The 12,908-nt window shown below is 71.4% G+C and carries 16 protein-coding genes; 12 read left to right on the top strand and 4 right to left on the bottom strand.

Annotated features, from left to right (window positions below; all coding sequences use genetic code 11):
• The first annotated feature begins 36 nt into the window (after positions 1 to 36).
• From AC2XR2_RS21105 to AC2XR2_RS21080, 6 genes are all read left to right on the top strand, one after another.
• Positions 37 to 732, top strand: a complete 696-nt coding sequence (locus AC2XR2_RS21105) for a hypothetical protein (RefSeq protein ID WP_491515991.1) — start codon at positions 37 to 39, stop codon at positions 730 to 732.
• A gap of 20 nt (positions 733 to 752) precedes the next feature.
• Positions 753 to 1,505 carry a hypothetical protein gene (locus AC2XR2_RS21100; RefSeq protein WP_381300281.1) on the top strand — a complete coding sequence of 251 codons (753 nt, stop codon included), beginning with the start codon at positions 753 to 755 and terminating at the stop codon, positions 1,503 to 1,505.
• Between the two features lie 223 nt (positions 1,506 to 1,728).
• The gene (locus AC2XR2_RS21095; RefSeq protein ID WP_491518470.1) at positions 1,729 to 2,409 is read left to right on the top strand and encodes a hypothetical protein; all 681 of its coding nucleotides are present in this window, start codon (positions 1,729 to 1,731) and stop codon (positions 2,407 to 2,409) included.
• Entirely contained in the window at positions 2,406 to 3,233 is an 828-nt protein-coding gene (locus AC2XR2_RS21090) for a hypothetical protein (RefSeq protein WP_381300217.1), read from the top strand. The genes AC2XR2_RS21095 and AC2XR2_RS21090 overlap by 4 nt, the downstream gene beginning before the upstream one ends.
• Positions 3,230 to 4,075 (top strand): hypothetical protein, encoded by an 846-nt coding sequence (locus tag AC2XR2_RS21085; protein ID WP_491515990.1) that lies wholly within the window; start codon positions 3,230 to 3,232, stop codon positions 4,073 to 4,075. The genes AC2XR2_RS21090 and AC2XR2_RS21085 overlap by 4 nt, the downstream gene beginning before the upstream one ends.
• Positions 4,076 to 4,290: 215 nt before the next feature.
• The gene (locus AC2XR2_RS21080; protein WP_123761649.1) at positions 4,291 to 4,866 is read left to right on the top strand and encodes a heme-binding beta-barrel domain-containing protein; all 576 of its coding nucleotides are present in this window, start codon (positions 4,291 to 4,293) and stop codon (positions 4,864 to 4,866) included.
• Here AC2XR2_RS21080 and AC2XR2_RS21075 read toward each other — a convergent pair.
• On the bottom strand, positions 4,859 to 5,221 hold the full coding sequence (locus AC2XR2_RS21075) for a beta/gamma crystallin domain-containing protein (RefSeq protein WP_491515989.1): 363 nt from the start codon (positions 5,219 to 5,221) through the stop codon (positions 4,859 to 4,861). The two genes, AC2XR2_RS21080 and AC2XR2_RS21075, sit on opposite strands and share 8 nt — an antisense overlap.
• Here AC2XR2_RS21075 and AC2XR2_RS21070 point away from each other — a divergent pair.
• The 3 genes from AC2XR2_RS21070 to AC2XR2_RS21060 all read left to right on the top strand — a co-directional run bounded on the left by AC2XR2_RS21070 (position 5,123) and on the right by AC2XR2_RS21060 (position 8,543).
• A complete protein-coding gene (locus AC2XR2_RS21070) occupies positions 5,123 to 5,575 on the top strand; it encodes a Fur family transcriptional regulator (protein ID WP_330265993.1) in 453 nt (150 codons plus the stop codon). The two genes, AC2XR2_RS21075 and AC2XR2_RS21070, sit on opposite strands and share 99 nt — an antisense overlap.
• Positions 5,576 to 5,585: 10 nt before the next feature.
• Positions 5,586 to 6,551 (top strand): CAF17-like 4Fe-4S cluster assembly/insertion protein YgfZ, encoded by a 966-nt coding sequence (ygfZ, locus tag AC2XR2_RS21065; protein ID WP_123765041.1) that lies wholly within the window; start codon positions 5,586 to 5,588, stop codon positions 6,549 to 6,551.
• A 216-nt stretch (positions 6,552 to 6,767) separates the two neighbouring features.
• Positions 6,768 to 8,543, top strand: a complete 1,776-nt coding sequence (locus AC2XR2_RS21060; RefSeq protein ID WP_491515988.1) for a helix-turn-helix domain-containing protein — start codon at positions 6,768 to 6,770, stop codon at positions 8,541 to 8,543.
• A gap of 3 nt (positions 8,544 to 8,546) precedes the next feature.
• Here the strand turns inward: AC2XR2_RS21060 and dtd are convergent, their stop codons facing one another.
• Entirely contained in the window at positions 8,547 to 8,972 is a 426-nt protein-coding gene (gene dtd, locus AC2XR2_RS21055) for a D-aminoacyl-tRNA deacylase (RefSeq protein ID WP_030318141.1), read from the bottom strand.
• A gap of 158 nt (positions 8,973 to 9,130) precedes the next feature.
• On the opposite strand from dtd, the gene AC2XR2_RS21050 reads away from it, so the two are divergent.
• Together AC2XR2_RS21050 and AC2XR2_RS21045 are read left to right on the top strand one after the other, a co-directional pair.
• Positions 9,131 to 9,724 (top strand): RsiG family protein, encoded by a 594-nt coding sequence (locus AC2XR2_RS21050; RefSeq protein WP_381300213.1) that lies wholly within the window; start codon positions 9,131 to 9,133, stop codon positions 9,722 to 9,724.
• Between the two features lie 162 nt (positions 9,725 to 9,886).
• Positions 9,887 to 11,146 (top strand): GNAT family N-acetyltransferase, encoded by a 1,260-nt coding sequence (locus AC2XR2_RS21045; RefSeq protein WP_491515987.1) that lies wholly within the window; start codon positions 9,887 to 9,889, stop codon positions 11,144 to 11,146.
• A gap of 183 nt (positions 11,147 to 11,329) precedes the next feature.
• Here AC2XR2_RS21045 and AC2XR2_RS21040 read toward each other — a convergent pair whose 3' ends face one another.
• Entirely contained in the window at positions 11,330 to 11,515 is a 186-nt protein-coding gene (locus tag AC2XR2_RS21040; protein ID WP_123761644.1) for a hypothetical protein, read from the bottom strand.
• Between the two features lie 199 nt (positions 11,516 to 11,714).
• Between AC2XR2_RS21040 and AC2XR2_RS21035 the strand changes: the two genes are divergently transcribed.
• Positions 11,715 to 12,629, top strand: a complete 915-nt coding sequence (locus AC2XR2_RS21035) for a winged helix-turn-helix domain-containing protein (protein ID WP_330265998.1) — start codon at positions 11,715 to 11,717, stop codon at positions 12,627 to 12,629.
• Positions 12,630 to 12,664: 35 nt separating this feature from the next.
• Here AC2XR2_RS21035 and AC2XR2_RS21030 read toward each other — a convergent pair whose 3' ends face one another.
• Entirely contained in the window at positions 12,665 to 12,853 is a 189-nt protein-coding gene (locus AC2XR2_RS21030) for a hypothetical protein (protein ID WP_037710989.1), read from the bottom strand.
• Positions 12,854 to 12,908 lie beyond the last annotated feature (55 nt).

Here is a 12,908-nt window from a genome sequence, read left to right as displayed (position 1 = left end):
GCGGAAGGCGCGCCGCACGCCTTGTGGGAGACGCACGTGAAGGACCCGAAGAGACAGTTGGTCGCCGCCGCGGCCGTACTCGGCGCAGTCGCCGGGGCCTGCGCCGGATACCTGGTCCAGGCGGGCCGGGAGCCGACGCTGCCCCTGCTCGTCCAGCCGGCGCTCCCTCAGGCCCGCGGCCCGCAGCCGGAGCCGCTCACCGCCGAGCAGGACCGCAAGGTCAGGAACGACGGGGACCTGCGGGAGCTGCTCCTGGAGACGCCGGGCGGTGCGACCACGCCGGACTGGGTGGCGCCCCAGGGCTGGATGGCCCTGGGCGAGTACGCCGACATGTCGGACGAGCCCGAGACCTACTACGACCACCTCGAGAAGCAGGAGTTCCTGCGGGCGGCGGTCACCGGCTGGGACACCGGCAGCCACCAGGTGGAGATCTGGCTGGCCCAGTTCGAGCAGCGGGAAGCCCCGACGGCCCCCGCCGACGACAGTTCGAGCAGCCGCTACTGGGCGGAGACGGACCCGGACGTGAAGAGCCGGCCGATACCCGGCACCGGTGCGGGCACGGCGTACCTCCACCCGGAGCCGTCCGCCGAGTCCACCGCCCTGCCCGGCGTCAGCGCGGAGGCGCACGCGTCACGCGGCGACCTCTCCCTGCACATCTGGGTCTACGGCGAGGACCCGGTCCCCTGGAGAACGATCATGGATCTCGCCGAGCGCCAGATGGAGCGGCTGTGAAGGGGGCGGGGGCCGTGTCCATGAAGGCGGTGTCCGCCCTGCGCTGGCTCGCCGTGCTGGCCGTCTTCGCCGTAGCAGGGACCGCGACCGCGTACGGCGTCACCCGCCTGGACCGGGAGGACGTGCCCGGCCTCCCGGCGGCGACCGAGGGCCTGTGGGAGTACCCGCGCCTGAGCAGTCCACCGCTGCCCTCCGACAGTCCCGCCCCGTTCGCTGACGAGGACCGGCCGGGCGTGCACCACGCGGATCTGCGGGCCCTCGTGCTGCCCGCGCCGAAGGGGGCGGTGGAGGACCGGGCGCTGCGCGGCTCCGAGGGGTGGCTGACGACCGACGGCTTCCTGGCGGAGTACGCCGAGCCGGACCGGGCCGCCCTCGGACAGCTGCTCGTCGACACCGGCCTGCGGCACGTCGCCGCACGCGGCTGGACCACGCCCGACGGCACGCACACCCGTGTCTACCTGCTCCGCTTCGGCACGGCGGCGGTCGTGGACGACCTGTTCCACCAGCACCTGGCACCCCGGGACGCCCCGGGCCACCGGGTGCGCGGTGCGGAACGGTCCGTGCCCGACGAAGACCTCCCCGACGCGTCCGGCATCGCGGAGATTCGCCGCTCCGCGTACGACGAGAGGCGGCCGTACGGCGCCGAGCACGTCCGGCAGGCGTATCTGTCCGCCGGGGACGTGCTGGCCGTGGTGCTCCAGTCCCGCGAGGGAACCGTGGCCACCGGGCCCTTCGTGCAGACCCTGGCCTTGCAGACCCAGCTCCTCGCCTGAGCGGATGTGTGATGTGTCCGGATCGTGACAACCCCCCGTACAACTCCGGGCGTTGACCGGGAGTCACCTGTGAAGCGCGCATACGGAACGCGCGCTTCACGTCTTAGTGGGGGACGCTTTGGAAGTACCCGAAGAACCCGGAGAGCCTGAAGGGCCTGAACGGCCCGTAGCGGTCGAAGAGCCCGAAGGGGCAACCCGTGGGCGCCGCCGTGGCCGTACGACCCTGTTGATCGCCGCCGCGGCCGTCCTCGGTGTCGTGGCCGGTACCTGCGCCGGATATCTGATCCAGGCGGACCGCGACCCCACCCCGCTGCCCTCGCTCTCGCAGCCGACCCTGGCCCAGGCCACCGGCCCGGCCCCCGAACCGCTGTCCGCCGCCCAGGACCGCCGCGTCAAGACCGACGGCGACCTGCGCAAGCTGTTGCTGAAGAAGCCGGCCGGGGCGAAGAAGGCCGACTGGCTGGGTGACGACGACGGCTGGCTGGACCTGGCCCCGTACGCCGAGCTCTACGAGGATCCCGCGGGGGCGCTCAGCGACCAGCTGGGCGACGATTTCCGCCGCGCGGCCACCACGGGCTGGGCCAGCGGTGACAAGGAGGTGACGATCCGCCTGATCCAGTACCGGCAGGAGGAGTCGCTGGTGGCGGTCGACGAGGCGTCCGACGGCCAGTACTGGGCCGACAAGGAGGCCTCGACCCGTAGCTGGGCCATCCCCGGCACCGGGGACGGCAAGGCGTACGTGCACGACAAGGCCGACACCGAGTTCGGGTACCTGCCGATCTACGGCGCCGAGGCCTACGCCTGGCGAGGTGACGTGGTCATGGAGATCCGGGTCTGGGACACCAAGCCGCTCACCAAGAAGACGATCATGGACCTCGCCGAGCGTCAGATGGAGCGGCTGTGAGTGACAACGAGACCCGGCCGACACCGACCGACGCGGCGGAGGACACCGGGGCGCCCGTGCCCGCGGAGCTCCCCGCGCCCGCCCGCAACCCCGCCCGGCGTCGTCGTGTCGCCGCTCTCGTGGGGTCGCTTCTGCTGGCCGCCGGTGTCGTCGGTGGGGTCGGATACACCGTGGTCACCGTCGACGGCGCCGACCGTGACGCGGGAGCGCCGTCGTGGACGTTCCCGAAGGCCACACCCGAGACGGCGCAGCCCGTCGCGGCGAAGGGGCTCTCCCGGATGCTCGTGCCGTTCGACGACGACACCTGGCCCCACGGGCCCGACATCGGCGAGTACGGCTACGACGCCGAGCTGAGCGGTGCCCATGCGACCGCGCTGCGCAAGGAGTCGCTGAGCGGGCTGCCGCGCACCCAGCGCAAGGCGTTGGAGAAGCAGATCGACAAGCAGCGCCTCAAGGGCGTCGCGATGCGCAGCTACCTCAGCGACCCCTACGCGCAGGAGGCCGCCACGGTGACCATCGAGCTGTCCGAGCTGGACAACGCGTCGGCCGTACGCGAGATCGCCCGCTACCAGGATTCGTTCGTCGACATGCTGGACGGCATCCTGCGCGCGGGCCCGAAGATCGTGGGCCACAAGGACGCCCACTGCTTCCTGGCGCCGACGTCCAAGAAGGAGAAGCTCGACTCGATGGTCTGCTTCGCACATCAGGGCAACGTGCTGGTCAGCCTCACCGCGGACAGCGCGAAGCCGATGAAACAGGAGGGGGTCGCGAAGCTGCTGCGCGAACAGCTCGACCGCATCGCGGAACCGGGGGAGGCGGTATGACCGAGCAGATCGAGACCACCGGGGCGGCCGGTCCCACGGAGCCCGCACCCGTCGGGGGCGAGCACCCGGTGCCGGCCCGCAAGCCCCGCCGGGCCCTCCGCGCCGCCCTGCGCTGGACCACCGCCGTCCTCACCTTCGCGGCCTTCGCCACCGGGACCGCCTACGCCGTCGCCGGCATGGAGCGCACCGACGTCCCCGGCCTGGCCACGGAGTCGGACGGCCGCTGGGACTACCCCACGCTCACGAAGCCCCCGCTGCCCTCCGGCAGCCCCGGCCCCTTCGCGGACTCGAACAAGACCGCCTCCCACTACGCCGACCTACGGCGGCTCGTCCTGCCCGCGCCGCACGGCGCGACCCCGGACAAGGCGCTGGCCGGCACGGACGGCTGGCTGCCGACGAAGGACTTCCTCTCCGTCTACGACGCGAAGGAGGACCGCGCCGAACTCGCCCAGCAGTTCACCGACCACGGCCTCCGTCACATCGCGGCCCGCGGCTGGACCACGCCCGACGGCACCCGCACCGCCGTCTACCTGCTCCAGTTCGACTCCGCCGCCGTGCTCGACGAGCTGACCCGTGAGCTCGCCCCGTACGACGGCCCCGGCTACCCGTTGCGCGGCGCCGTCGAATCGGTGGCCGACGAGGACTTCCCCGACGCGTCCCTGGTCACGAACGTCTCACGCGTCGCGTACGTCGAGTCGAAGCCGTACGGCAAGGAGCAGACCCGCCAGGCCTACGTCAGCGCCGGCGACGTCCTAGCCCTGGTGATCCAGTCCCGCAAGGGCACCGCGAACCCCGTCCCCTTCCAGCAGACGGTGACCCTGCAGGGCCAGCTCCTGGGGTGAGGAGGCCCGCACGGTCCCCCGGGCCCCGGCCGCGTAAGCTGGGGCCCGGCCCTGTGTACAAGCACCGCACCCCGCTCATCCGAGGAGCACCCCGTGGAGATCTTCTTCGAAGCCCTGCTGGTCCTGGTCTGCGTCGGCGTCCTCGCCTTCGCCTACCTGACCGTGAAGAAGCTGTACCAGGGCCAGCGCTGACCCCCGTCTAGGAACCGCCACTCATGATCGAGATCCCGTCCGACCTCCACAAGGACCTCGTCCCGCTCGCCTTCCTGCTCGGCAACTGGGCCGGCGCGGGCGTGCACGACTTCCCGGGCTCGGAGAAGTGCAACTTCGGCCAGGAGGTGACCTTCAGCCACGACGGCCGGGACTTCCTGGAGTACGACTCCCACACCTGGGTCCTCGACAACGACGGCAACAAGGTCCGCCCGCTGGAGACCGAGCACGGCTTCTGGCGCATCGACTCCGACCGCAAGGTCGAGGTGACGATGGTCCGCGACGACGGCGTGGTCGAGATCTGGTACGGCGAGATGGCCGACCAGAAGCCGCAGATCGACCTGGTGACCGACGCCGTCGCGCGCACGGCCGCGTCCGGGCCGTACAGCGGTGGCAAGCGCCTGTACGGCTACGTCAAGAGCGACCTCATGTGGGTCGGCGAGAAGCAGACCCCCGAGGTCGAGCTGCGCCCCTACATGTCGGCCCACCTGAAGAAGGTCGTCACCCCGGAGGAGGTCGAGCGCTGGGCGAAGGCCCTGCCCGACGACATGCCGGACGACGGGATCGCCTTCTTCAAGTAGGCCGGTCCGCACGCCACGCGGTGGTCCGCGGGATCAGTAGATCGTGATCTGCTCGATCTTGTGGACCTTCCCGCTGGGCGAGCCGGACGCGGTACTTGAAGCTCACCTCGTTGTTGCCGGTGCTCGTCCAGCCCACGCCGTAGATGGCGACGTCCATGGTGCCGGCGTTGGCGAAGCAGGGACCGCACAGGTTGCCAAGGGAAGGCAAAATCCGTCGGTGGACGTCCTTTACGGCAACGGTCCTAGACTTGGCCCCGTGGTGAGCACCGACTGGAAGAGCGACCTCAGGCAGCGCGGCTACCGGCTGACGCCGCAGCGCCAGCTTGTCCTCGAAGCCGTGGACACCCTGGAGCACGCGACCCCCGACGACATCCTCACGGAAGTCAAGAAGACGGCCTCGGGGGTCAACATCTCCACGGTCTACCGGACCCTGGAGCTCCTGGAGGAGCTCGGGCTGGTCAGCCATGCCCACCTCGGGCACGGGGCGCCGACGTACCACCTCGCCGACCGCCACCATCACATCCACCTGGTCTGCCGCGACTGCCAGAACGTCATCGAGGCCGACATCAAGGTGGCCGCCGACTTCACCGCGAAGCTCCGGCAGGAGTTCGGCTTCGAGACCGACATGAAGCACTTCGCGATCTTCGGCCGCTGCAAGGACTGTTCCGCCAAGTCCCTCGAGATCAAGACTTCAACTACCGAGTCGTAGGCTTGTGCATATGAAGAGCCCCCTGCTGTCCCTGCCCGGCGCCGTCCCCGCCGAGGGCGTGGACGAAGGCGTCGCCGCGCACTACGGCGACCTGTTCCGCGAACAGCGCGCCCTGGCCGACGGCACCGGATTCGTCGACCTCTCGCACCGCGGCGTCGTGTCCGTCACCGGTGACGACCGCCTCAGCTGGCTGCACCTGCTGCTCACCCAGCACGTCAGCGACCTGCCCACGGGCCAGGCCACCGAGGCGCTGATCCTCTCCGCGCACGGCCACATCGAGCACGCCCTGTACCTCGTCGACGACGGCACGACCGTCTGGGCCCATGTCGAACCCGGCACCCAGGGCGCGTTGCTCGCCTACCTGGAGTCGATGAAGTTCTTCTACCGGGTCGAAGTCGCCGACCGCACCGACGAGTTCGCGATCGTCCACCTCCCCGCCGGGTCCATCGCCGAGGTGCCGGAGGGGGTCGTCGTACGCGAGACGCCGTACGGCCGCGATCTCTTCCTGCCGCGTGCCGACCTGGAGTCGTACGCCGAGAAGTCCGGGCCCGCCGCCGGTCTGCTGGCCTACGAGGCGCTGCGCGTCGAGCACCACCGCCCGCGCCTCGGCTTCGAGACCGACCACCGCACCATCCCGCACGAGCTGGGCTGGATCGGTACCGCGGTGCACCTCCAGAAGGGCTGCTACCGCGGCCAGGAGACCGTCGCCCGCGTCCAGAACCTCGGCAAGCCCCCGCGGCGCCTGGTCTTCCTGCACCTGGACGGCAGCGAGGTCCATCTGCCGCCCGCCGGCGCCGACCTCCGGCTCGCGGACGAGGGCCCCGACGGCCGCAAGATCGGCTTCGTGACGACCTCCGTACGGCACCACGAGCTCGGTCCTGTCGCCCTCGCCCTGGTCAAGCGGAACGTCCCCCCGGACGCGCGACTCGTCGCCGACACGACGGCCGCGGCCCAGGAGGTCGTCGTAGAGCCGTAGCCGCAGAGCTCTCGGTGAGCCCTCGGTGAGCTCTCGCTGTCGTGAGCGCCCCGCCCCCCGCGCGGGGCGCTCTCCGTCTCCAGGGTGAGTCCGGCTGGAAACGCCGGGCGCGATATGCCGTTGACAACCCATAATTTGGCAACGGGCAGCGACCGCGCGGACACGGGGAGCAAGTGTTCGGCGAACGAGGTGGCGATCTGCCCCGGGGGAGGCGCCATGACACCGGAAGAGGAATTCGCCGAGTCGCTGCGCATGCGCAGAAAGGCCGCCGGGCTGTCGCTCGGCGAGCTGTCCCGGCTCGTCAACTACAGCAAGAGCTACCTCAGCCGGGTGGAGAACGGCACCCGGATGCCGGGTCCCGCACTGGCCCGGGAATGCGACACCGTCCTGCACGCGGAGGGGGAGCTGCTGGGCCTGCTGCCCGACCGGCCCGTCCCCTCCGAGCGGCAAGGGCGGCAGGGGCGGCCCGGGCGGCCGCGGGGGCCCAGGCCGACGGCCTCCGCCGCTCCGGTCGACGCCCCCGGCGGCGAGTTCGACCAGCTGATCCGGCGCGGTGACGCCCGCCATCTCCTCGGCGACATGTACGAGGCCGGCCGCCTCTACCTCGCCGCGTACCGGGCCGCCGAGGGCGACGACCTGGCCCGCGCCCACGCCGTCGTGCGCTGCGCCCGCCGCTGGTCGGACCCGGGCCAGGTGGACCGGGACCTGATCGCGCGGATCGACGAGTGCCTGAAGACGCTGGCCGGCCGCCAGGACCTCCCCGCGGTGGAGCTGCGGCTGCGCCTGACCGCGCACCGCGCCAAGAAGCTCACCATGGGCGTCGGCGACGACACCGCGGTCCCCGGCGCCGAGCCCGGCACCAGCGTGGACCGGGCCCGCGGGGTCCTCAGGGAGTTACGGGACCGGCTCCCGGCCGTCGGCGCCGAGACCCACTGCGAGGTCCTCACCGAATGCCGCTGGTCCCTCTACGACTTCGCCCCGGCCGCCGAACTCCTCGCCCTGTCCGCGGAGTTACGGGACATCGCGGTCCGCTCCCGCTCGATGTACTTCATCGGCGAGGCCCTCGTCGCCCTGGCCATCGACCAGTTGAGGGTGGGCCGGGTGACCGCCGCGGACGCGACCGTACGACGCCACCGCGAGCACGCCGCCCACCGGCACAGCACCCTCGCCCACTGGCAACAGGGCACGCTGGACGCCCTGATGAACCTGTGGCAGGGCGAGTTCGCCACCGCCGAGGAGTGGATCCTCGGCGAGTCCAGGACGATCGCCGAGACCATGGAGCGGGAGCAGTCGGTCCCCGCCGACACCCTCAGCCAGACCTGCCTCGGCCAGGCCTACTGGCTCCGCCACGAACAGGGCCGGATGGCCGAGCTGTTCGGCTCCCCGCTCATGGCCGGCGTCCGGCGCCGCGACTACTTCCCGGTGTGGCGGGCGGGGCTGGCGCTGGCCCTGTGCGAGACCGGCCGCCACGACCAGGCGGCTGACCAGGTGCTGGCCTTCGCCGCCGACACCGGCGGGTTCACCAGGTTCCCGCCGAGCGGCTGGGCGCTGCCCACGGCGGCCGTACTGGCCCAGGCCTGCGCGGAGTTGGCCGTACGGGACGTACGCGTCGAGGAGTTGCTGCCGTACGTCCCGCCCCTGCGCGCCCTCCTGGACGCGCACCCCGGCGAACTGGTCCTCGCCGGCTGGCCGACCGTCCTGCTCGGCCCCGCCGCACGCTTCAGCGGACTGCTGGCGCTGGTGGCGGGCGAGCCGGAGACCGCGCTCGGGCATCTGCGCCGGGCGGTACGGCTCGCCCAGCACTCACCGGCACAGATGACGCGGCTGCGGCTGGACGAGGCGCGGGCACGGCGGCGTTCGGACTCCGTCGCGGTGCGGGCGGAAGCACGTGGGCTCGCCCGCACGGCGCTGGGGACGGCCGAGGAGCTGGGGATGGCGGGTGTGGCGCGGGACTGCCGGGAGTTCCTGCGCAGTTCACCTACGGGACCGTGAGGGTCACATCTCCAGCAGGACCGTGAACGGGCCGTCGTTGGTCAGGGACACCCGCATCCGGGCGCCGAAGCGGCCGGTGGCGACCGTCGCGCCCAGGGCGCGCAGTTGCGCGACGACCTCGTCGACGAGCGGCTCGGCGACATCGCCGGGGGCGGCCGCGTTCCAGGTGGGGCGGCGGCCCTTGCGGGCGTCGCCGTACAGCGTGAACTGGCTGATCACCAGCAGCGGGGCGTCGATGTCGCTGCACGACTTCTCGTCGTGCAGCATGCGCACCGACCAGAGTTTGCGGGCCAGTTGGGCCGCCTTCTCCTTGGTGTCCTCGTGCGTGACCCCGACGAGGACGCACAGTCCCTCGCCGCTGATCTCCCCGACCGTCTCACCGTCGACGACGACGCTCGCGCCGTCCACCCTCTGCACCACCGCTCGCATACGACCATCATGCCGGGCCTGCCCGGAGGGACTGCGTCCGGGTTTGTTTTTGATCCTTAACCCCCCATCTGGGGCCGTTCGGGGGCACTCGGTCACATAGCGGCCACTTGGGGTGGCACGATGCTTCCACACGCCGGTCGAGGGGACGGTAGAGGCGCATGAGCACACCGAGTACCGGGCGGCTGGACAGTCGGCGGCCGCCCACGCAACGTACGGACAGCCCCGTGCTGCCCCCGGAGCCGCCCGAGCACGACCTCGCCAGGCTGAGCCTGCCCGCGCTGCGCACCCTGCGCCGGGACGCCCAGCGCGACGAGGCGGACCTCAGTTATGTCCGACGGCTGCTCCAGGGCCGTATCGACATCCTCCGCGCGGAACTGGCCCGCCGGTCGCCCGCGGGCCGGGACCCGCTCGTCGAGCGGCTCCCGGAGGCCTCGGTGGTCGAGCGGCTCCCCGAGATCCTCACCGACGCCCCGGCCCGCCACCGCTCCTCGGCCCGGCACGTCACGCTGGGCACCCCGCACAGCGAGGAGTACCGGCTGCTGGCCGCGGAGATGCTCGCCGAGGTCGAACTCTCGGACCTGGGGGCCCGCACCGACCTGGAACTGAACACCGCGATGGGCCGGCTGGTGCGGTACGAGCAGCAGGTGTCCGGGCGCCGCCAGCGGTTGCAGCGGACGGCGGACGAGTGCAGCGGGGAGATCACGCGGCGGTACCGGGAGGGGGAGGCGCAGGTGGAGGACTTGCTGACGTAGGTGGGGTGGAGTGGGGTGGGGTGGCGGGTTGTCGTGAGGTGGCCGGCGTCGTGAGGTGCGGGTCCTCGTGAGGTGGCCGGCCTGGTGACGTGGGGGCCGGTGCTGCCGGGGGTGCGGAAATCTGCGCGACACCTCCCTCCCCGCCCGCCTACCGTGGCCCGCATGAGCGACCGAGCCGGCACAGCCGACATAGACGTCCGTGCGATCACCGAGGCCGAGCATCCCGAGTGGCTGCGGGCCGTGCGGGCCGGGTTCCTGCGGGAGCCCGTCGTGCCGGCGGCCGAACTGGAGGCGCGGCGCGCCCAGTTCGAGCCCGGCCGGTTCATCGGGGCCTTCGAGGGGGGCCGGTGCGTGGCGACCTTCCGGTCCTTCGCGCAGGAGGTGACGGCAGTCGGTGGTGCCTTCGTGGCCGCCGACGCGATCTCCGCGGTCACCGTGACCGCCACCCACCGCCGCCGCGGTCTGCTGACCCGGATGATGACCCAGGACCTCGCCGCCGCGAAGGACCGCGGAGACGTCGTGGCCACACTGATCGCCGCCGAGTACGGCATCTACGGCCGCTTCGGCTTCGGCCCCGCCACCTCGGGCACCGTGTGGACGGTCGACGTCACCCGCGCCGGGCTCGACCCCCGGGGCCCGGATCTGGACGGCGGCCGTATCGATCTGGTGGACCCCGACGTCGTACGCAAACTCGGTCCCGAGCTGCACGACCGGGTGCGCCGGGCCACGCCGGGGGCGATCAGCCGGGGCGACTGGTGGTGGGGGCTGCACACGGGTGCCGTGCGCGTCGACCCGACGTGGACCCAGCCGTTCTACGCCGTGTACCGGGCGGCGGACGGCACGGTCGAGGGGCTGATGGCGTACGAGGTCGAGGACAAGTGGGCCGACACCATGCAGCCGTCGAACACGGCGAGCGTGCGGAACATGATCGCGTCGACCCCGACGGCCGAGCGCGCCCTGTGGCACCACCTGTGCTCGATCGACTGGGTCATGCAGGTCAAGAGCGACTGGCGGGCCCCCGACGACCTGCTCCCGCACCTGCTGCCGAACCCGCCCGCGGCCAGGATCACCATGCACGCGGACTGGCTGTGGGTGCGGATCCTGGATGTCGTACGGGCCCTGGAGGCGCGGACGTACGAGGGCGAGGGCGCGCTGGTGCTGGAGGTCGTGGACGCCTCCGGAACGGCCGGCGGCCGCTACCTGCTGGAGGCCTCGCCGGCCGGGGCTTCCTGTACGGCGACGACGCGCAGCGCCGATCTCACGCTGGACGTACGGGAGTTGGCGACGCTGTGGCTCGGGGACGAGTCGGTGGCGCGGCTGGTGGCGCTGGGGCGGGTGCGGGAAGAACGAGCGGGCGCCGGCCGGGGGGCCGACGCCCTGCTGCGTACGCCCAGGCGTCCTTGGTGCCTGGACATGTTCTGAGGCCTCCTGTCCGTCGACGACCGCTGACTGTTCATCCGTAGCTGTGCTCTTCAGTTGTGGCTGTACTGGTGAAGCTGTTCGGTTGTCGGTGTTCAGTTGTGGCTGTGCAGACCGACCGGGCTCCCGGCTCCCCTCCGGAAGGGAGCCCGATCAGCCGGATCCTGGGCCCGTGGGGCCGGGGCGTCATCCGGACTGGGCGAGCAGCATCACGAGGATGACCGCTCCGATGCCGCCGATCGCGACGTTCTTGGCCTTGACGCCGACGGTCAGCGCGACGAACGCCACGATGCCCATCGCGCCCCACTTCCACTGAACGAGCGCCTCGAAGCCGACGGCGAGGGCGGCGATGGCGACGGCGATGAACGGCATGACGGTCCCCCTTCGGGACGGTCCCTTCGCGGGACGGTGGCCCCTGTCGATCCCGACTTGGCCAACCTTGTGAAGTTTTGACCATGTTTCTCAAGGTTGCTCAAGTTGGCGACCAACTTCACTGTACTTATCTCCGCTTGGAAGCGGCTCATAACCACCTTCCACTGAACTGCCGAAAGATGGCGGGAAGTTGTAGGGTTTGGCCGTGGACCCGAAACACGCCTCCGTCAATGGACGGAAGAGGTCACAGCGGCCACAGAAGTCCCATCACGAGGTGGCCGACGAGCTTCGCGCCCGGATCCGGTCCGGCACGCTGCGGGCAGGTCAGCGCATGCCCACGCAGGCGCGGCTGGCCGACGAGTTCGGGGTGGAGCGCGGGGTCGTACGCCAGGCGCTGTACGTCCTGCAGGCGGAACACCTGCTCACCAACGTGTCCAAGGGAAGCCCGGCGACCGTCGCCCCCGACCTGGGCGCCGGCCGGGCGCTCAACGGCACCGGAGCGGCCCCGCAGCCCACCACGGTCGCCCTCGGCCCCCGTATCGCCGCCGCTTTCGCGGCCCCGCACGTCGAAATAGACGCCTTGTGCCTGACCTCGGTCTCCCTCAACCTCGCCATCGGGGAGGGGCTGCGCCAGATCCACGCCGGACGACTGAATCCGGCCAAGGTCGACGTCCGGGTCCTGCTGCCGGGCCGGGACATCGACCTCGCCTTCCCGGTGCCGGTGGAGGGCCGCGACGACGACGCGGTGCACGAGCGCTGGCTGGCCCAGCGCAACGCACAGGGGCAGGTCCTCAAGCACAACCTGCTGGCCCTGCGCGCCACGCACGGCATCGACGTGCACGTCTCCTTCCGGGCCCTGCCCTTCACCCCGCCGGTCAAGCTGTACCTGCTGAACGGCACGGAGGCGCTCTTCGCGTACTACACGCTGACCCGCCGCAAGCAGCAGATCGACCACGAGCACCTGGAGCTGTACGACTCCGAGGGCACGCAGTCGATGCTGTTCCCTTTCGAGCAGGGCGTCGGGCTGCGGGACACGACCTTCGTGGAGCAGTCCCACCTGTGGTTCAACGCACTGTGGGAGACGATCAGTTCGGAGCTGGCGCTCACGAGCTGACGTCTCCCACAGTGGCTGACGGACGCGCTGTTCCCTCACAGGGCCGGACCCGCGACGAGCAGGGCGAGCACGACCGCCCCGGTCGAGCTGATCGCGGGGTTCTTGGCCTTGAGGCCGATGGTGAGCAGCAGCATCCCGATGATGCCGCTGGCGCCGTACTTCCACTGGAGGGTCTGCTCGACGCCGACGACGAAGACGGCGGAGAGGAGGGCAAGGGCCGGCATGGTGGTTCCCCCTTCGAGCTTCGGGGCGGGCGAGGCGGGTGGTGAAGCGGGCGGT

The organism is Streptomyces sp. LS-MS-L19 (assembly GCF_058382285.1).
Note: the sequence above shows the minus strand (reverse complement) of the source record. Positions and strands in the feature narration are given on the sequence as shown.